General features: G+C 74.8%; 2 protein-coding genes. Both read right to left on the reverse strand.

What is annotated here, in order from left to right:
- Nucleotides 1–38: 38 nt before the first annotated feature.
- Complete coding sequence (locus ACZ6TD_RS43260; protein WP_471347057.1) at nt 39–1,289, reverse strand: MFS transporter; 1,251 nt, start codon at nt 1,287–1,289, stop codon at nt 39–41.
- Nucleotides 1,286–21,280 carry a non-ribosomal peptide synthase/polyketide synthase gene (locus tag ACZ6TD_RS43265; RefSeq protein ID WP_471347059.1) on the reverse strand — a complete coding sequence of 6,665 codons (19,995 nt, stop codon included), beginning with the start codon at nt 21,278–21,280 and terminating at the stop codon, nt 1,286–1,288. Before ACZ6TD_RS43265 ends, ACZ6TD_RS43260 begins: the two co-directional genes overlap by 4 nt.

A 21,280-nucleotide genomic window follows, 5' to 3' on the forward strand; every position in this document is an offset into this window, starting at 1 on the left:
GTCATGGTGGTGATGGTCGGTGAAGTGCCGGATGGCGGTCAGCCGGTCGGCCGCCCGGCCTCATGGTGGCGGGACAGCGTGCGCAGGGTCGGGCTGACGGTGGCCAGGACGGCCGCGGCCGCCATCCCCGCCGAGCAGAGCAGGATCGCCCGGTCGCCCGGCAGGACCTGGGCGAGCGACCCGCCCAGCGCGGGGCCCGCCGCGCCCGCCGCACCACAGGCCAGGACGAGTGTGCTGGTGAGCCTGCCGCGCAGCTCGTCCGGGGTGCGCAGCAGTTGGTCGGTCATGATCGCGGTGTTCGCCGTCGGCGGGAACAGCGCCATCAGGGCGAACAGCACCCCGATGAGATAGCCGCTGTCCGTCAGCACGGTGACCGGGGCGAGCACGGCCAGTGCCCAGAACACCGCGATGATGCCGCCGTACGGGCCCAGCCGCCGGTGCAGTACGGGCGCCAGCAGCGCGCCCGCCACCCCGCCCACCCCCAGCATGGCCGCCATCACACCGACCTCCCCGGAGGGCACCCCCCGGGACTCGGCGAGCACGATGACGACCAGGTAGAAGGCGCTGAAGAACAGGTTGAGCACCACCGCGCACACCACCGTGACCCGGATCCGGCGCTCCCGCCACACCCACCGCAGCCCGGCCAGCGCCTCCCGGCCCAGCGGGCCCACCCCGTCGGCGGACCGCTCGCGCCGGGGCAGCCGGACGAAGAGCAGGGCGACGAAGGAGAGCGTGTGGGTCACGGCGTCCACCAGGAAGGGCACGAACCGTCCCACGGCGAACAGGAACCCGCCGGTCGCGGTGCCCGCGAGCTGCCCCATCGAGGCCCGTGCCGTGTTCATCGCCACCGCCGTGGGCAGCTGCTCGTCCGCCACCAGGGCGGGCAGCGACGCGCTCTCCGCGGGTTCGAAGAGCGCCGCGCTCGCCCCGAACACCGCCGCCACGACGACCATGTGCCAGACGGTGGCCGCGCCCGCCCACACGGCGGCCACCAGGCTGATGGCGGAGACCGCCTGGGTCGCCTCACAGCCCAGCATGATGGCCTTGCGGTCGTAAGAGTCCACCAGGACACCCGCCGGGAGCCCGGCCACCATCTGCGCGGCGGCGATGGTGCCCATGACCAGACCGGAGGCGGCACCCGAGCCGGTGAGCGCGAGGACCAGCAGCGGAAACGCGATCAGCGCCGTGTGGAAGCCGAATTCCGAGAGCGCCTGACCGCCCCACAGCAGCCGGTAGTCCCGGTTGCGCGACAGCGGAACCGGCGGCGAGACCGGCGGGGCCGCGGTCATACGGCGCCCCGGCAGTCCCCGGCGATCCGGCGCAGCGCCTCCGCGAAGTCCCCGGCCACCGCCTCCACGGTCCGCCTCTCGTGCACATCGGGGCGGTAGCGCCAGGTGAAGCCGAGCCGGCCGTCCTGCACCGCGCCCACCACCTCCAGCAGATGGGAGCCGCCCTCGCGCGGATCGTGGTCCTGGCCGAACGAGCCGTGCTCGGCGTGGACCAGACCGCCCTGGGACTCGGCCGACCGGGCGTCCCACTGGCCGAGGTAGTTGAACACGATCTGCGGCCCGGCGCCGTGCCGGGACAGCCGCTCGCGCAGCTCGGGCGGGCCGAAGGCGCGCAGCGCCCCGAAGCCGAAGCCGTTGCCGGGGACGGTCCGCAGCCGCCGCCGCACCGACTTCACCAGCCCTCGCCAGTCGGCCGGCCCGCCGTCGGGGATGTCCGGCAGCTCGAAGGAGACCGGATACATGGTGGTGAACCAGCCGACCGTACGGGAGAGATCGACGCCGTCCAGGATGTCCTCGCGCCCATGGCCCTCCAGCTCCACCGACACCCGCTCCTGGCCCGTCCAGCGGGACAGTGCCAGCGCCAGGGCGGCGAGCAGCACATCGTTGATCCGGGTGCGATAGGCGGTGGGCGCCGAGCGCAGCAGCGCCTCGGTGTCCCGCTCGTCGAGCTCGACCGGCACCGTACCGATCTCGGCCCCCGGCGCGGCCACCTGATGGTCGACCGGCAGCGGCCGGGCGTCGAGGGCCTCGCACCAGTGGTCGGCCTCGTGGTCCAGGGCACCCTCGGCGACATGCTCCGCGAGCCGCCGCGCCCAGTCGCGGAAGGCGGTGGACTTGGTGCCGAGGTCCACCGGTTCGCCCCGCACGCCCTGCTGATAGGCGATGTCCAGGTCGTCCAGCAGGATCCGCCAGGACACCCCGTCGATGACCAGGTGGTGCGCGGTCAGGAAGAGGAACGGCCGCCGGGCCTCGCCGAAGCGGAACAGCGCGGCCCGCAGCAGCGGCCCCCGGCCCAGGTCGAAGCCCGCGTGGAGGGCGTCGGCCGCCTTCTCCATCGCCGCGTCCGCCTCCCGCGCCGGCAGACCGGACAGGTCGTGGCGGTCCAGGACGGCGCTGTCGCCATCCGGTTCCGGGACGTGGCCGCGCCACTCGCCGCCGTCCTCGGTGAACCGGGTGCGCAGCGCGTCATGGTGGACCAGGAGCGCGGCCAGCGCCGCCTCCAGCGCCTTCTCGTCCGGCTCCTGGTGCAGCTCCAGCAGGGTGGACTGGTTGAAGTGGCGCGGATTCACGGTGTGGGTGGCGAAGAACCAGCGCTGGATCGGGGTGAGCGGAAGCGACCCGGTCACCGGCTCCGCACGGCCCTCGTCCCGCTCGGCCGTGGCCACGGTGGCGAGCGCCGCCACCGACTGATGGGTGAACAGGTCCCTGGTGGTCAGCCGCAGCCCGGCCTGGCGGGCGCGGGAGACCACCTGGATGCTGAGGATGGAATCCCCGCCCAGCTCGAAGAAGTTGTCCTCCACGCCCACCCGTTCCAGACCGAGCACATCGGCCCAGATGTCCGCGATCCGGCGCTCCATCGGGGTGCGTGGGGCGACATGTCCCGCACCGGAGGTGACGGGCACCGGGTCCGGATCGGGCAGCGCCCGGCGGTCCACCTTGCCGTTGGCCGTGAGCGGAAGGGCGTCCAGGGTGGCGAACGCCGACGGCACCATATGAGACGGAAGGGTCCGGCCCAGGACGTCGCGCAGCGAGGCGGCGGTCGGCGAGGTACCCGGCGCCGGGACGACATAGCCCACCAGGCGCTTCCCGCCGGAGGGCTGCTCCGGGGCCGGGGCGGTCTCCCGTACGGCGACCACCGCGTCCCGCACCTCCGGGCTGCGCCGCAGCGCGCTCTCCACCTCGCCGAGTTCGATCCGGAAGCCCCGCACCTTGACCTGGTCGTCGGTCCGGCCCAGGAACGCGAGCTCACCGTCGCCGGTCCACCGCACCACATCGCCGGTGCGGTACATCCGCCCGCCCGCCGGGCCGAACGGATCGGCCACGAACCGTGCGGCGGTCAGCCCCGGACGGCCCAGATAGCCCCGCGCCAGACCCGTGCCCGCCACATACAGCTCCCCGGCCACGCCCACCGGCACCTGGCGCAGCGTCTCGTCCAGTACGTAGACCCGGGTGTTCGGGATCGGCCGGCCGATGGGCGGCACCCCCGACCCGGCGGTCAGCGGCCCGGACCAGGTGCTCACCACCGTGGCCTCGGTCGGGCCGTAGGAGTTGACCATCCGCCGGCCCGGCGCCCAGCGGTCCACCAACTCGGCGGAGCAGGCGTCGGCGCCGACGATGAGGGTCCGCAGATCCGGCAGCCCCGTGCGCCGATCCGCCTCCGGCACGGTCGCCAGCGCGGCCGGGGGGATCAGCGCATGGGTGATCCGCTGCCCGCCGAGCACCTCGGCCAGCCGCTCGCCCAGCAGCGGGCCCTCGTCGCCGATCACCAGCGCCGCGCCACGGGGCAGCGAGACACACAGCTCCAGGACGGAGGCGTCGAAGCTGGGCGAGGAGAACTGCAGCACCCGGTCCCCGGCCCGCACGTCGTAGTGCGCGGCCGCGGCGGCCGAGAAACTGGCCAGCCCGGCATGGGTGACCACGACCGCCTTGGGCACACCCGTGGAGCCGGAGGTGTAGATGACATACGCCGGATGGTCCGGCGTCAGGCCGCGGAGGGGCGGTGGCCCGTCGGGGCCCTCCTCGGCCCACACCGAGGCCGCGTCGTCGAGCACCACCGAGGGCGCGGCGTCGCGCAGCATGAACGCCACCCGCTCCTTGGGGTAGCCGGGGTCGACCGGCACGAACGCACCGCCCGCCTTCGCCACGGCGAGCTGCGCCACCAGCATCTCCACCGAACGCGGCAGCACCAGCGCCACCAGCCGCTCCGGCCCCACGCCCCGGCCGATCAGCCGGTGCGCCAGCCGGTTCGCGGCCACCTCCAGCTCGGCGAAGGTGAGATCGCCCTTCCCGTACCGCACGGCCGTGGCGTCCGGCGAAACGGCCACCCGCCGCTCGAACAGCTCGCGCAGCGTGGCCCGGTCCACCTCCAGTCGGGTGTCGTTCCACTCGACCAGGGTGCGCCGCAGCTCGGCCTGTGTGGTCAGCGGCAGCGCGCCCACCGGACGCTCCGGATCCTCGGCGATCCCGGCGAGCAGCGCCCGCAGGGCCGTGCCCATCCGTTCCACCGTCGAGGCGTCGAACAGATCGGTGCTGTAGCCGATCAGCCCGCGCAGCACACCCCCCTCGGCCTCGGCGAACTCGAAGGTGAGGTCGAAGGCGGCGGTCTGCGTGTCGAGCTCCACGTCCGCCAGCTCCAGACCGGGCAGCTCCAGCGCCCGGCCCGGGGCGTTCTGCAGCACCACCATCGCCTGGAACAGCGGTGTCCGGCTGGTGTCCCGCACCGGCCGCACCTCGTCCACCACCCGCTCGAACGGCACCGCCTGATGGGCGAAGGCGTCCAGGACGGTGCCGCGCACCTCGGCCAGGAAGTCGCCGAAGCGGGCGTGCGGATCGACGGTGGAGCGCAGCACCAGGGTGTTGACGAAGAAGCCGATCAGCCGCTCCACCTCGGGGCGCTCCCGCCCCGAGGTGACGGTGCCCACCGCGATGTCCCGCCCGCCGGACAGCCGGGCCAGCAGGATCTGGGCCGCCGCCACCAGCGTCATGAACAGAGTGGTGCCCCGCGTCTGCCCGAACTCCTTGAGGCGCGAGCTCACCCCGGCGGGCACCGTGAACTCCACGGTGGCGCCGTTCTTCGTCCGCACCGCCGGTCGGGGCCGGTCGGTGGGCATCTCCAGCGGCGGCACCCCGACCAACTGCCGTGTCCAGTAGGCCAGTTCCTCATCGGCGCGGGGGGCGGTGAGTTCGGCCCGCTGCCAGGCGGCGAAGTCCGCGTAACTCACCGGGAGCGGGGGCAGCGCCGCGGGCTCACCGCTCAGCGCCGCCCGGTACAGCTCCCGCAGATCGCCGGTGAGCACACCGGTGGACCAGCCGTCCGTGATGATGTGATGCAGCGTCAGACTCAGTATGTGCTCCTGGGCGCCGAGCCGGATCAGCCCGGTGCGCAGCAGCGGGCCGCGCCGCAGATCGAAGGGGCGCGCCCGTTCGTGCCCCAGCAGCTCCCGCAGCTCCGCCTCCCGTTCGGCGGTGGGGAGATGGGACAGGTCGTACGGGTCGAGCCGGATCTCCCGGGGGTCGTGCACGATCTGCACCCCGCGGCCGTCCACCGCGTCGAAGGTGGTCCGCAGCGACTCGTGCCGGGCCACCAGCGCGGTCAGCGCCGCACCGAGCGCGTCCACATCGAGGGCCCCCCGTATCCGCAGCGCCAGCGGGGTGATGTACTCGGCGCTGTCGGGGGCGAAGGAGTCCAGGAACCACAGACGCTGCTGCGGATAGGACAGCGGCAGCTCGCCGTCCCGGGCCACCGGTGTGATCGGGGCGGACCGGTCCGCGCCGCGGCCGTCCGCGCCACCGAGCGCCTCGGCCAGGGCCGCGACGGTCGGATGGGTGAACACCAGGCGGGGTGACGGCTCCACCCCGAGCACCTCCCGCAGCCGTGAGGTGAGCCGGATGGAGAGGATCGAGTCGCCGCCGAGCTCGAAGAAGTTGTCCCCGGCGCCGACGCGTTCCACCTCCAGCACCTCGGCCCAGACCGCCGCCACGGCCCGTTCGGCCCCCTCACGCGGCGCCCGGTAGGGCGTGCGGCGGGTGTCCGGGCCCGGGGCGGGCAGCGCCGCGCGGTCCAGCTTCCCGGTGGGGCCGAGCGGCAGCGCCGCCAGCGGGACGACGGCGGACGGCACCATGTAGTCCGGCAGCCGCTCGGCCGCGTACGCCCGCAGCAGGTCACCCTCCACCGGGGTATCGCGGGCGGCCACCACATAGGCCACCAGCCGCTTGCCACCGGGACCGTCCTCGCGGGCCACCACCGCGACATCCGCCACCTCCGGATGCCCGGCCAGCACACCCTCCACCTCGCCCGGCTCGATCCGGAAGCCACGGACCTTGACCTGGTCATCGGCGCGGCCGAGGAACTCCACGGTGCCGTCCGGCCGTCGGCGCGCCAGATCGCCGGTGCGGTACATCCGCTCCCCGGCGGGCCCGTACGGATCGGGGAGGAACGCCGCCGCGGTCGGACCGGGACGGCCGAGGTAGCCACGGGCCACCCCCTCCCCGGCGACGAAGAGCTCGCCGACCACGCCCGGCGGCACGATCCGCATCCTGGAGTCCAGGACATGGACCCGCGTGTTGTCCAGCGGCCGGCCGATCGGCACCACCTCGGGCACCTCGTCGGCGCGGGACATCGGGAAGCAGGTGGCGAAGGTGGTGGTCTCGGTCGGCCCGTAGCCGTCCACCACGGTCAGCCCGGGGCAGCGCTCCAGCACCCGGCGCACCGAGGCCGCGGGCACCACATCGCCACCGGTCCACACCTCGCGCAGCCCCGTGAAGCAGTCCGGCGCGTCCCTGGCCAGCAGCCGGAACAGCCCGGCGGTCAGCCAGAGCCCCGTCACCGCGTGCTCGGCCACCAGGCGGCGCACCGCGGCGGCGTCCAGCTCGTCCGATGTCACCACCACCCGGCCACCGTTCAGCAGCGGCACCCACGTCTCGTAGGTGGCGGCGTCGAACGCCACCGGCGAGTGCAGCGGCACCCGCTCATGCCCGCCACCGGCGAAGGCACGGTCGAGGGCGAGCGCCGCCACATCGCGATGGCGCACGCCCACGGCCTTCGGCACACCGGTCGACCCGGAGGTGAACATCACATACGCAAGCCGGTCCCGGTGCACCGGCACCGCAGGCGCCACCGGCTCGCCCTCCCGGGCGGCGGCCACCTCCTCCGGCGTCAGCACGACCGCGGCGCCCGCCTGGTCCAGCAGCGTGCGCCGCCGATCGCGCGGGGCGCGGGCGTCCACCGGTACGTACACCCCACCGGCCCTGACCACCGCGAGCTGGGCCACGACCAGCTCCACCGACCGGTCCATGAGCAGCGCCACCCGGTCCTCGGGACGCACCCCGGACCGCAGCAGATGACCGGCCAACCGGCCCGCCCACTCGTCGAGTCGGGCGTAGCTGAGCGAGGTGGCGCCGTCGGTGACGGCGACGGCGTCCGGGGCGCGGCGGACCCGCTCGGCGAACAACTCGGCCAGCGAGCCCTCCGGCAGCGGCCGGGCGGTGGCGTTCCACTCGCCGGCCGCCTTCAGGCGCTCCGCCTCCGTCAGCAGCGGCAGCTCGTCCAGCGACCGCCCGGCGCCGTCGGCGATCCCGGTCAGCAGCGTCTCCAGATGGGCCGCCGCCCGCTCCACCGTGGAAGCGTCGAACAGCGCCGGGTCGTAGGCGAGGTCGAAGCCCAGCCGGTCGCCGAGATAGGCGCGCAGACACAGCGGGAAACTGGTGGAGTCCTCGGCCCGCACCTCCCGCACCCGGACCCCGGCACCGGCCGCCGACGCCTCGTCGAAGGGGTAGTTCTCGAACACCACCATGCTGTCGAAGAGCGCCTCACCGGCCGGGACCGCGCTGAGGGCCTGGATCCGGGAGAGGGCGACGAAGTCGAAGCGGCGGGACTCGCTCTGCTGCTCCTGGAGCTCCCGCAGCCACGCCACGACCTCACGGCCGCCCTCTGCCACGGCCCGGGTGGGGACCGTGTTGATGAACATGCCGACCATCGTCTCCACGCCCGGCAGCCCCTCCGGACGGCCCGAGACGGTGGTGCCGAACACCACGTCGCGCACCCCGCCGTACCGCGACAGCAGCAGCGCCCACGCGCCCTGCACCACCGTGTTGACCGTCAGCCCGCCGCCGCGCGCGGTCTCCCGCAGCCGGGCGGACACCTCCTCGGTCAGCTCCAGCCGGGTCAGCGCGGTCGAGGTGGTGCGATGCGCCTCCCGCGGCGACCGGTCGTACGGCAGCGGTGTGCGGGTGCCGAACCCCGCCAGCACCTCGCGCCAATAGCCCTCCGCCCGCTCCTGGTCCTGCTCACGCAGCCAGCGCAGGAAGTCCCGGAAGGCCCGGCGGGCGGGCGGCCGGGGTGAACGCCCGGCCACGAGGGCCGCGTAGGTCTCGCACACCTCGGCGAAGACCTGACCGGTGCTCCAGCCGTCGAGCATCAGATGGTGCGAGGTCCACACCAGCATGACCTCGTCATCGGGCAGCCCGGCCACCGCGATCCGGCTCAGCGGGGCCGCGGTGAGCTCCATCCCGGCGGCGCGGTCCTCGGCCAGCAGCCGCCGCAGCGCCTCCTCCCGCGCGGACGGCGTCAACTCCCGCCAGTCCAGCCGGACGGTGGGCAGGCCGGCCCGGCGGTGGACGACCTGGACCGGCTCGGCGAGCCCCTCCCAGCGGACCGAGCTGCGTAAGCCCGGCGTACGGTCCACCACCCGCTGCCAGGCGGCCGCGAACGCGTCCGGGTCGGCGATCCCGCCGATCCGGAGGGCGATCTGGTCGAAGTAGGCGCCACCGGCGGGAGCGCTGTCCACCAGGCCATGGAAGAGCATGCCCGCCTGGAGCGGGGTCAGCGGATACACGTCCTCCACCGCCCCGCCGTCACCGGCGATCAGATCCACCTGGCGCTGGTCGAGCCGGGCGAGCGGGAAGTCGGACGGGGTGCGCCCGCCCGCGCCGGGCTCGGCGCAGTGGGCGACGATCTCCTTCAGCGCGGCCAGACAGTCCTCCGCGACCCCGCGCACGGTGGCCTCGTCGTACATCCGGGCCGGATAGCTCCAGCCCAGCTCAAGACGGCCGTCCTGGACCGCCCCTGTGACCTCCAGCAGGCACGGGCGGGTCTCCCCGGGTGCGGCGTCCTGGCCGGTCACGGGGAGGGCGGCGCGGTACAGGCCCGGGGCCGCGCCCTCGTCGTCCGCCGCCACGTCCCACTGGCCGTGGTAGTTGAAGACGATCCGCGGCGACGGACCGCCCCGCAGCTCCGCGGCCGGGGAGTCCTCGGGGGCCAGATGGCGCAGCGCTCCGTGGCCGAGCCCGTGGTGCGGAACGGCCCGCAGCTGCTCCTTGACGGATCGGAGGGTGTCGCGCCACCCCGTCCCGGCGTCGACGGCCAGCGCGAGCGGGTACTCGGCGGTGAACCAGCCGACCGTACGGGAAAGATCCAGGTCCTCGAAGAGGTCCTCGCGGCCGTGTCCCTCCACGCCGATCAGCACGGTGTCCCCGCCGGTCCAGCGCGCCAGGCTCCGGCCGAGCGCGGCGAGCAGCACATCGTCGATCCGTGTCCGGTAGACGCCGGGGACCCGGCGCAGCAGCGCCTCGGTCTCGGCACGGCCGAGGACCGTGGTCACCGTGGCCGCCGTCCCATGGGTGTTGGGGCCCTCGCGGTCGACGGGGAGGGCGGCGGGCGCGGAGCGCGCCACGCCCGTCCAGTACGCCAGGTCGCCGTCGAGCCCGCCGGAGCGCACATGGTCCGCCAGCCGGGCCGCCCACTGGGTGAAGGAGCTGCTCGCCGGGGGCAGGGTGGGCGCGCCACCGGCGGCGGCGCCGCGGTAGGCGGTCTCCAGATCGCCGAGCAGGACCCGCCAGGAGACGCCGTCCACCACCAGATGGTGGGCGGTGAGCAGCAACTCCGGCGCCTGTCCGGGGCCGAAGGTGAACAGCAGCGCCCGCAGCACGGCACCCTCGGCGATGTCCAGCCCCGTCTGGGCCGCGACCGTGGCCTCCCGTACGGCTTCGGCGCGTGCCGCGTCGTCCAGACCGGACAGGTCGTGCCGCTCCAGGACACCGCCGGGGGCGGTGGGCAGGACCTCCTGGCGCCACTGCCCGTCGACGGCCAGGAAGCGGGTGCGCAGCGCCGCGTGGTGCGCCACCAGGGCGTCCACCGCCTGCCGCAGGGCGGCCTCGTCGAGGTCGCCGGTGAGCTCCAGCCGGTGGCTCATGGTGAAGTGGTGCCGGTCGCCGGGCCGCCGCCCGTCCAGGTACCAGTGCTGGATGGGGGTCAGCGGCGCCGGTCCGGCCACCGCCCCGGCCGGTTCGGCGAGCGGCTGCCGCCGGGCGGACTCGACGCCCAGCGCGAGCTCCGCGACGGTCTGGTGGCGGAAGACGTCCTTGGAGGTGAGCGTCAGCCCGGCCTGGCGGGCGCGGGAGACGATCTGGATGCTGAGGATCGAATCGCCGCCCAGGGCGAAGAAGTTGTCCTCCACGCCCACCGCGGGGACGCCCAGCACCTCGGCCCACACGCCCGCCAGCACCGTCTCGGCGGGGGTCCGGGGCGCCACGTACGGCGAGCCCTGCTCCGGCCGGTCGGGGGGAGCGGGCAGTGCGCGCCGGTCCACCTTGCCGCTGTCGGTGCGGGGCATCCGGTCCAGCGTCACGAAGGCGGCCGGGACCATGTAGTCGGGCAGGGTGTGCTTGAGCAGGGCGCGCAGCTCCACCGGGTCGGGGGCGTCGGCCGAGTCGTCGGAACAGGTCACCAGGTAGGCCACCAGCCGCCGGTGGCCGGTGTCCTCGCGGGCCACCACCACCGCTTCCCGGACCGCCGGATGCCCCAGCAGCGCGGACTCGATCTCGCCGGGCTCGATGCGGAACCCACGGATCTTGAGCTGTTCGTCGGCGCGGCCCAGGAACTCCAGCGCCCCCTCCGCCGTCCAGCGCGCCCGGTCGCCGGTGCGGTACATCCGGCTGCCGGGCGGGCCGTACGGATCGGCGACGAAATGCGCCGCGGTGAGCCCGGGGCGGCGCAGATAGCCGCGGGCGACCTGCGCCCCGGCCAGATGGAGTTCACCGGGGACGCCGGGCGGCACCGGCCGCAGCGCGCCGTCCAGGACGTACGCCCGCAGATTGCGGCCGGGCCGCCCGATCAGCGGACGGTCGCCGAGACCGGCCAGGTCGCCGTAGACCGCGTCCACGGCGCATTCGGTGGGCCCGTAGAAGTTGTACGCCGCCACGCCCGGCACCGCGCGCAGCTCCCGCCACAGCGCCGCCCCGAGGGCCTCGCCGCCCACCATGACGATCCGTGGGCGGTGGCGGTCCCCGGCGAACAGCCCGGCGGCCATCAGCTCGTGGAGGTACGACGGGGTGACGTCGAGGAAGTCCAGTCCACGGGCGTCGACCAGCGCCACGAGCGCGGCCGGGTCCAGCCGTACCGCGTCGTCCACCAGATGCACCTCCTGGCCCGAGGCCAGGAACACCGCGCCCTCCCAGGAGGTGTCGAAGGAGAACGCGGCGGTCAGCGCCGAGCGCAGCGGACGGCCCGCCTCGGCCTGGTGCAGGGCGATGAGCCCGGCCCGGTGGTCGAGGCAGAGGTTGACCAGCTGGCGGTGCTCGACGGCGACACCCTTGGGGCGGCCGGTGGACCCCGAGGTGTAGGTGATGTACGCGGTGTGCCCGGGCAGCAGCGGGCACAGCCGGTCCGCGTCGGTGGGATCGGTGTCCGGCAGCCCGTCGAGGGGCGCGTCCCGCAGGACATCGGGGGTGAGGACCACCTCGGGCGCCGCGTCTTCCAGCACGAACCGCGCGCGTTCCGCGGGCAGCCCCGGGTCCACGTACAGGTGGGTACCCCCCGCCTTGAGGACCGCGAGCAGGGCCACCACAGAATCGGCGGTGCGCGGAAGCCTGACCGCGACCACCTTCTCCGGGCCCACGCCCTGGGCGATCAGATGGCGGGCCAGCCGGTTGGCGGCCGCGTTCAGCCCCGCGAAGTCGTAGGTGGCGTCGGAGGCCACCAGCGCGGTGGCGCCCGGAGTGCGGGCGGCCCGCTCCTCGAAGAGCCGGGGGAAGGTGGTGTCCGGCACGGCGAGCGCGGTGTCGTTCCACTCCTCCAGTACCGTCCGCCGCTCCCCGGCGGTCAGCAGCGGCAGTTCGCCCACCCGGAGCCCGGGGTCCTCGGCCACCGCTTCCAGCAGCAGCCGCAGCTGACGGGCCATCCGCTCCACGGTGTCCGCGTCGAACAGATCGGTGTCGTACTCCACGAAGCCGGTCAGGCCGCCGGGACCCGCCACGAAGTCGAAGCTCAGGTCGAAACCGGCGGTCCGGCCCGGCACGCGGACGGCCTCCACGGTGAGACCGGGCAGATCGGGCACTTCGGCGCCCAGGTTGTGCAGCGCCACCATGACCTGGAAGAGCGGGGTGCGGCTGGTGTCCCGCTCCGGCTGGAGCGCGTCCACGATCCGCTCGAAGGGCACGTCCTGGTGGGCGAAGGCGTCCAGCACGGTGGCCCGCACCCGGGTGAGCAGCTTCTCGAACGAGTCGCCGGCGTCCACCCGGGTGCGCAGCACCAGCGTGTTCACGAACATCCCGACCAGCTGCTCCAGTTCGGGCCGCTCCCGTCCGGAGGTCACGGTGCCCACCGCGATGTCCTCCTGCCCCGACCAGCGGGCCAGCAGCACCTGGCAGGTGGCGAGGAGCGTCATGAAGAGGGTGCCGTCGCGGCGCCGCCCGGCCGCGCGCAGCCGTTCCACCAGCCCGGCGGGCAGGGTGAACTCCAGCAGCGCCCCGCATCCGGTCCGCACGGCCGGCCGCGGACGGTCGGTCGGCAGCTCCAGCGGCGCCAGATCCGCCAGCCGCGCCCGCCAGTACTCCAGCTCCGGCTCCATCCGCGCCGCGCCACCGAGCGGATCGCGTTGCCACGCCGCGTAGTCGGCGTAGCCCAGCGGCAGCGGGGCGAGCGCGGGCCGCCGCGCCATGACCGCCGCGCCGTACAGCTCGCTCAGATCGGCGCTGATGACGGCCGTGGACCAGCCGTCCGTGACGATGTGGTGCATCGTCAGGGTGAGGACGTGCTCCTCGCCGTCCAGCCGGATCAGGGACGCCCGCAGCGGCGGCCCGGTGCGCAGGTCGAAGGGGGTGGCGCCCTCCCGCTCCAGCAGCCGCTCCAGTTCCCGCTCGCGCTCGGCCACGGGACGGGCCGTGAGGTCGTGCACCGGCAGCGCCACCGGGTACGGGTCGTGCACCCGCTGCACTCCACGGCCGTCCACCTCGGCGAAGGTGGTGCGCAGCGGCTCGTGCCGGGCCACCAGGGCGTCCAGGGCGGTGCGCAGCGCGGCGGTGTCCAGGCGGCCGCGCAGCCGCAGCGCGAACGGCGTCACATACTCCGTGCCGCCGCCGTCGAAGGAGTCCAGGAACCACAGGCGCGCCTGTGGATACGACAGCGGCAGCTCCCCGTCCCGTGGCACGGCCGGGATGGCGTCCGCCGCCCCGCCGTCCTCCGGCGCGCCCAGCGCGGCGGCGAGCTCGGCCACGGTGGTGTGGGTGAACAGCGCGCGGGGGGTGACCTCCGTGCCGAAGGCCGTCCGCAGCCGGGAGGCCACCCGGATGGCCAGGATCGAATCGCCGCCCAGGGCGAAGAAGTCGTCCGTCGCCCCGGCCTCCTCGACCGGGAGCACCTCGGCCCACACCCGCGCCACCGTGCGTTCGGCCTCGGTGCGCGGCGCGATCCGCTCGGCGCCGGCCGCGAAGCCGTCGGGGCCGGGCGCGGGCAGCGCGCGGCGGTCCAGCTTGCCGTTGGCGGTCAGCGGCAGCGCGTCCAGCGCCACGAACGCCGCCGGGATCATCTGCGCGGGCAGCGACCGCTGGAGGAACTCCCGCAACTCACCGGCCGGCGGTGGCGCGGCCGAACCGGCGGCCACCACATAGGCCACCAGCCGCCGCACCCCGGGCTGGTCCTCCCGCACGGTCACCACCGCGCCGCCGACCCGCGGATGGGCGGCCAGCGCGGCCTCGATCTCCCCGGGCTCGATCCGGAAACCACGGATCTTCACCTGGTCGTCGGCGCGGCCCAGATACTCCAGCTCCCCGTCCGCGCTCCACCGGGCCCGGTCGCCGGTGCGGTACATCCGGCTCCCGGCGGGCCCGTACGGATCGGCCACGAAACGGGACGCGGTCAGGCCCGGGCGGCGCAGATAGCCCCGGGCGAGCCCGGCCCCCGCCACATGAAGTTCGCCGACCGCCCCCGGCGGCACCGGCTGAAGCGCCTCGTCCAGCACATACACCCGCAGATCGGGGATGCCGGTGCCGATGGCGCTCGCCGCGACGGACGTGGCCGCGCGGTCCAGCGGGGCGTAGGTGACATGCACGGTGGTCTCGGTGATCCCGTACATGTTGACCAGCACCGGCGAGGTGTCCGGATGCCGTGCGTACCAGCCCGCCAGCCGCCGCGCGTCGAGCGCCTCACCGCCGAACACCACCCGGCGCAGGGCGAGTTGGGCTCCGGGGTGCTCCTCGTCGGCGCGCATCAGCCCCTGGAAGGCGGACGGCGTCTGGCTCAGCACCGTCACCCGCTCCTCCGCCAGCAGCCGCAGGAACTCCTCGGGGGAGCGGGAGACGGCGTACGGGACGACCACGAGCCGGCCGCCGTGCAGCAGCGGCCCCCAGATCTCCCAGACGGAGAAGTCGAAGGCGTAAGCGTGGAACAGCGTCCACACATCGCTCGCGTCGTACGCGAACCACTCCCGGGTCCGGGAGAACAGCCGGACCACATTGGAGTGCGGGATCACCACCCCCTTGGGCACGCCCGTGGACCCGGAGGTGTAGATGGCGTAGGCGGGGCTCTCCGGCAGCGGCCCGGAACCGGCCGGGAGGGCGGCGGGGCGGCGCTCCAGATCGGCGATCAGGGCGGGGTCGTCCAGGCACAGCCGGGCCACGGCGGCGCGCTCGGCGGTGTCCTCGTCCTCGGCGAGCCGCGTCTCCAGGCCGGTGGTGGTCAGCAGGGCCACCGGTTCGGCGTCGGCGAGCATCCGGGCGATCCGGCCGGAGGGCTGGTCCGGGTCGAGGGGCAGATAGGCCGCCCCCGTCTTCAGCACCGCCACGATCGCCACGATCATCTCCGGTGAACGGGGCAGCGCCAGCGCCACATACCGCTCCCGCCCGGCGCCCTCGTCGATCAGCCGATGCGCCAACCGGCCCGCCCGCGCGTCGAGTTCGGCGTACGACAGCGACACCCCGGCACACGAGACGGCGATCGCCCCGGGGGCGCGGGCGGCCTGCTCCTCGAACAGGTCCACCAGCGTCCGCTCCGGCGTCTCAGGGGCCGTGTCGCCGCCCCACTCCACCAGGATCCGCCGCCGCTCCTCCGCGGTGGTCCACGGAAGCGCCCGCAGCGGACGGTCGGGGTCGGCCGCGATCGCGGTGAGCAGCAGACACAGCCGGTCGGCGAGCGCGGCCGCGGTCCGGGCGTCGAACAGCCCCGGGTCATAGCCGAGGTCGAGGCCCAGCCGGTCGGAGAGATGGGCCCGCAGACTCAGGCCGAAGTTGGTGGCGTCGATGGAGCGGACCTCGATGATCCGCAGGCCCGCCTCGCGCGCCGAGGAGTCGTCAAAGGGGTAGTTCTCGAACGCCACCATCGAATCGAAGAGCGAGGTCCCGGCCGGTATCTCGCTCCAGCCCGCCACCTGCGCCAGCGAGACGGATTCGTGGCGCCGGGCCGCGGACTGCGCCATCTGGAGGTCGCGCAGCCAGTCCCCGGTGTTCCGGGCGGCGTCCACCCGCACCCGGGTCGGCAGGGTGTTGATGAACATCCCGACCATCGACTCGACCCCGGCCAGCTCCGCCGGACGGCCCGAGACGGTGGTGCCGAAGACCACGTCCTCCTCACCGCCGTACCGGGACAGCAGCAGCGCCCAGGCGCCCTGCACGATCGTGTTGACGGTCAGGCCGCCGCTCCGGGCCGTACGGCGCAGCTCCTCCGACACCTCGGGGGTGAGCGACACCGCCACGGTCGCCGAGGACCGGGCCCGGTGGGACTCCACGGCCTTGCGGTCGGCGGGGAGCGGGGTCGGCGCGGTGAAACCGGCGAGCGCGTCCCGCCAGTGGCGCTCGGCCTCCTGCCCGTCCCGCCCCTCCAGCCACCGCAGATAGTCGCGGAACGGGCGGCGGACGGGGAGCGCCGGAGCACGGCCCTGGGCGGCCGCGGTGTACCGCTCGCACACCTCGGTGAACACCTGCGCCAGGCTCCAGCCGTCCAGGACCAGATGGTGCGAGGTCCAGATCAGCGCCACCCGGGCGTCGGTCAGCCGGGCGATGGCCAGCCGCATCAGCGGCGGCGCGGCCAGATCGATGCCCAGGGCCAGGTCCTCGGCCCGGAACCGCTCCAGCTCGGCCTCGCGCCGCTCCTCCGGCAGCCCGCGCCAGTCCAGCTGGGTCACGGGCACCTCGGCCCGGTGGCGGACGATCTGCAGTGGCCGCTCGACGCCCTCCCAGACGACGCCGGTACGGAGCACCGGTGTGCGGTCCACCGTCTCCTGCCAGGCCCGGGCGAACGCCTCCGGGTCGCCCACCCCGTCCAGGACCAGCGTGGCCTGGTCGAGGTAGACGTCCTCCGCGGCGCCGACCAGCCGGTGGAAGAGCATGCCCTCCTGAAGCGGCGTCAGCGGATAGACGTCCTCGACCTGGCGCCCGTCGCCCACCAGCCGGTCGACGGCGGCCTGGTCCAGCCGGGCCAGCGGGAAGTCGGAGGGGGTCCGGCCGCCCGCGCCCGGTCCGTCGCAGTGCGCCACGATCTCCCGCAGCGCCCTGAGCATGCCCTCCGCGAGCCCCCGCACCGTGGCCACGTCGTGGACCCGGTCGGAGTACAGCCAGGTCAGCTCCAGCTCACCGTCCGCCACCACGGCGGACACATCGAGCGGATACACCGACGGCTCGTCGGCGGCCAGATCCCGCCCCAGGCTCTCCCCGGTGAGCGTGAACGCGCCGCCGTCCCCGGCCGAGTCCCACTGGCCGTGGTAGTTGAAGCAGATGCCCGGCAGCGGCGCGTCGGCGAGCGCCCGCGCGGGGGAGTCCGGGGCGCTCAGATACGCCAGCGCCTCATGGCTCAGCCCCCGGTGCGGCACCGCGCGCAACTGCTCCTTCACCGACTTCAGCAGCGCGCCCCAGCCGTCGCCGGGCAGCGTCAGCGCCACCGGGTACTGCGTGGTGAACCAGCCCACGGTCCGGGACAGATCGACGGCCGCGTCCAGCTCCTCGCGGCCATGGCCCTCCATGGCCACCAGCACCCTGTCCTCGCCCGTCCACCCGGCGAGCACCCGCCCCAGGGCGCCGAGGAGCACATCGTTGATCTGCGTCCGGTACACCCCGGGCACCCGGCGCAGCAGCCCGTCGGTGACCTCGCGGTCGAGCGTCACGCGCACGGTGTGGGTGGACCCGGCGGTGGCCGTGCCGGGGCGGTCCACCGGAAGGTCCGCGCCGCCCGCCCGCCGTACGCCCTCCCAGTACGGCAGGGCGCCGTCCAGCTCACCCTCCCGCACCCGTTCGCCCAGCCGATGGGCCCAGGTGGTGAAGGGGGTGGAGGCGGGCTCCAGGCGCACCGGCTCCCCGGCGGCGGCCTGCCGGTAGGCGCTCTCCAGATCGCCCAGCAGAATGCGCCACGAGACGCTGTCCACGGCGAGGTGGTGCACGGTGAGGAACAGCCGCGGCCGGGCCCCCGTCCCGCGCCGGAGCAGGACGCCCCGGAGCAACGCACCCGTGGTCAGGTCGAGTTCGGCGCGGGCGGCCTCGGCGGCCGCCTCGGCCGCGGCCGTCTCCTCGGCGCCGCCGAGCCCGGACAGATCGTGACGGCGCAGCACCGGCCCGCCCGGCGCGCCGTCCACGAGCTGCCGCCACCCGCCGTCGTCGCCCTGGACGAACCGGGTGCGCAGGGCCGGGTGGTGCGCGACCACGGCGTCCAGCGCGGCCTCCAGCGCGCCCTCGTCCAGCTCGTGCGGCAGGTCGAGGACCATCGACATGGTGAAGTGGCGCAGCGGGCCGTGGGTGGCGAAGAACCAGTGCTGGATCGGCGTGAGCGGCGCCGGGCCCGCCACCTCCGACGGCTCGTCCCGCGCGGCTTCGGGCGCGCTGCGCGGTGCCGCGGCGGCCAGTTCGGCGATGGTCTGGTGCAGGAAGACATCCCGCGAGGTGAGCGCGAGTCCGGCCTGGCGGGCCCGGGAGACGATCTGGATGCCGAGGATCGAATCGCCGCCCAACTCGAAGAAGTTGTCGTTCACCCCCACCGTCCGGGCGCCCAGCACCTCCGCCCAGATCCGCGCGAGCTCCCGCTCCGCCTCGGTGCGCGGCGCGGTGGCGTCCCGCTCCGGCCGGTCCGCGTCGAGCCGTGGGGCGGGCAGCGCCCGGCGGTCCAGCTTGCCGCTGGTGCCCAGCGGCATGGCGTCGAGGGCGACGAAGGCACCGGGGACCATATGGCCGGGCAGGGTGCGCCCGAGGGCCGCGCGCAACTCACCGGAGGCGGGCGGCTCACCGCCGGGGGCGGGCACGTAGTAGGCGGCCAGCCGGGTGTGGCCGCGGTCGTCGGTCACGGCGACGACGGCCGCCTCGGCGACGGCCGGCAGATCGAGCAACGCCGCCTCGATCTCGCCCGGTTCGATCCGGTGGCCCCGGACCTTCACCTGGTCGTCGGCCCGGCCGAGGTAGTCCAGCTCCCCGTCCGCGGTCCAGCGGGCCAGGTCCCCGGTGCGGTACATCCGGCTCCCGGCGGGCCCGTACGGATCGGCCACGAAGCGGGACGCGGTCAGCCCCGGACGGCCCCGGTACCCCCGGGCCACCTGCTCACCCGCCAGATACAGCTCACCGGCCACCCCCACCGGCACCGGCTGGAGCCGGGAGTCCAGTACGCAGGCGCGCAGATTGCCCAGCGGGCGGCCCACCACCGGACGCCCCGCGCCGCCGATCCGGGCGGCGAGCGCGTCGATGGTGCACTCGGTCGGACCGTAGAAGTTGTACGCCGTCGTCCCCGGCGTGTCCGCCAGCCGCCGCCACAGCGACGACCCGATGGCCTCACCGCCCAGCATCAGCACCCGCGGGCGGTGCCGGGGGTGGTCCAGCAGCCCGGCCGGAAGGAGTTGCCGCAGATACGAGGGGGTGAGGTCGAGGAAGTCGACGCGGTGCTCGGCGACGCGCGCCACGAGCGCGGCCGGGTCGAGCCGGGTGGCCTCGTCGATGAGGTGCAGCTCATGGCCGTCGGCCAGCAGCAGCAACCCCTCCAGCGAGGTGTCGAAGGAGAACGACGCGGTCAGCGCCACGCGCAGCGGACCCCCGCCCGCCTCGGCCACAAAGCCCTCGCGGTGGCCGACCAGCAGATTGACCAGCGACCGGTGCTCCACGGCCACCCCCTTGGGGCGGCCGGTGGAGCCCGAGGTGTACAGGACGTAGGCGGCGCCCTCGGGGTGCAGTGCGGCGGTCCGGTCCGCGTCCGTGGGATTCGCCACCGGCAGCGTGGCGGGGACGGCGCGCAGCGCGGCCTCGTCGAGCACCAGCGCGGGCTCGGCGTCGGACAGGAGGAACGCGATGCGCTCGGCGGGGAGTTCGGCATCGAGAGGCAGATAGACCCCGCCCGCCTTGAGCACCCCCAGGATCGCCACGATCATGTCGGAGGTCCGGGGCAGCTTCACCCCGACCACGCGCTCCGGGCCGACGCCCTGGGCGATCAGATGGTGGGCCAGCCGGTTGGCGGCCGCGTTCAGCCCCGCGAAGTCGTAGGTGGCGTCGGAGGCCACCAGCGCGGTGGCTTCCGGGGCACGGGCCGCCGCCGCCTCGAACACCGCCGGGAACGTGGCCGGTTCGACCGCGAGCGCCGGGCCGTGCCCGGCGGCCGTCATCCGCCGCCGCTCCGCGTCGGTGAGCAGGGGCAGCTCGCGCACCGGCCGGTCCGGTTCGGCGGCCACCCCGTCGAGCAGCACCAGCAGATGTCCCGCCATCCGCTCGGCGGTCGCCTGATCGAACAGCTCGGTGCTGTACTCCAGCAGCCCCCGCAGCTCCTCCCCGTCCTCGACGAATTCGACGCTGAGGTCGAAGGTGGCCGACCGGCGGGGCACGGCCACGCCCGTCGCGGCCAGCCCGGACAGCCGGGGGGCGCTCCTCGGGGCGCTGTGCAGCAGCACCATCACATCGAACAGCGGGTTGCGGCCCGCCTCCCGGCGCGCCCCCACGGCGTCCACCAGCCGCTGGTACGGCGCCTCGTCATGGGCGAAGGCGTCCAGCACCGTGGCCCCGGCGTCGGCCAGCAGCTCGCGGTAGGAACGGGCCGTGTCCACCGCGGAGCGCAGTACCACCGTGTTGACGAAGAAGCCGACGGCGCGCTCGAGTTCGGTGCGGCCACGGCCGGAGGTGACGGTGCCGATGGCGATGTCGTCCTGCCCCGACCAGCGGGCGAACAGCCCCTGGCAGGCGGCGACCAGCGCCGTGAACAGCGTGGTCCGCTCGTGCGCCGCGAGCGCGCGCAGCCGGTCCGCGGTGGCGCGGCCCACGGTGAACTCGTGGATCGCACCCGCCGAGGTGGGCGCGGCGGGCCGGGGCCGGTCGGCCGGCAGCTCCAGCGGGACGACGCCGTCCAGCCGCTCCTTCCAGTAGTCGAGCTGGCGGTCCAGGGCGGCCCCCGAGAGCCGCTCCCGCTGCCACACGGCGAAGTCCGGGTACTGCACCGGCACCGGCGGCAGCGGGTCCGCGCCGGGCCCGGCGCCGTACAGCGCGCACAGCTCGTCCTGCAGCACCCCCATCGACCAGCCGTCGGTGACGATGTGATGGGCCGTGAGCAGCAGCACGTGCGCGTCCTCGGCCAGGCGGATCAGCAGCGCCCGCAGCGCCGGACCGGTCCGCAGATCGAACGGCCGGGCGTACTCGGCCAGCAGCAGCTGGTCCAGCGCCTCGGCGTCCCCGTCCTCGTCGGTGAGGTCGGTCACCGGCAGCGGGACGGGCGCGGCCGGGCGCACCACCTGGGCGGGCCGGCCGTCGAGGTCGTCGAACGTGGTCCGCAGCGCCTCATGGCGCTCCACCAGGGCATCCAGCGCCCGGGAGAGGGCCGCCACGTCCAGCGCGCCGGTCAGCCGCAGCGCCAGCGCGCTGTTGTACCCCGCCTCCTCCGGCTGGAGCGTGTGCAGGAACCACAGCCGCTCCTGGGCGAAGGACAGCGGCAGCGGCCGCGCCCGGTCCGCGCGGGGGATGGTGTCGGCGCGCCCGGCCCTGCCCGCGAGGCGGCGGCGCAGCGCCTCCCGCAGCTCCTCGGGCAGGGCGGAAACGCGATGCTTCCTCGAAGACGTCAT

This window comes from Streptomyces yongxingensis, from assembly GCF_055597465.1.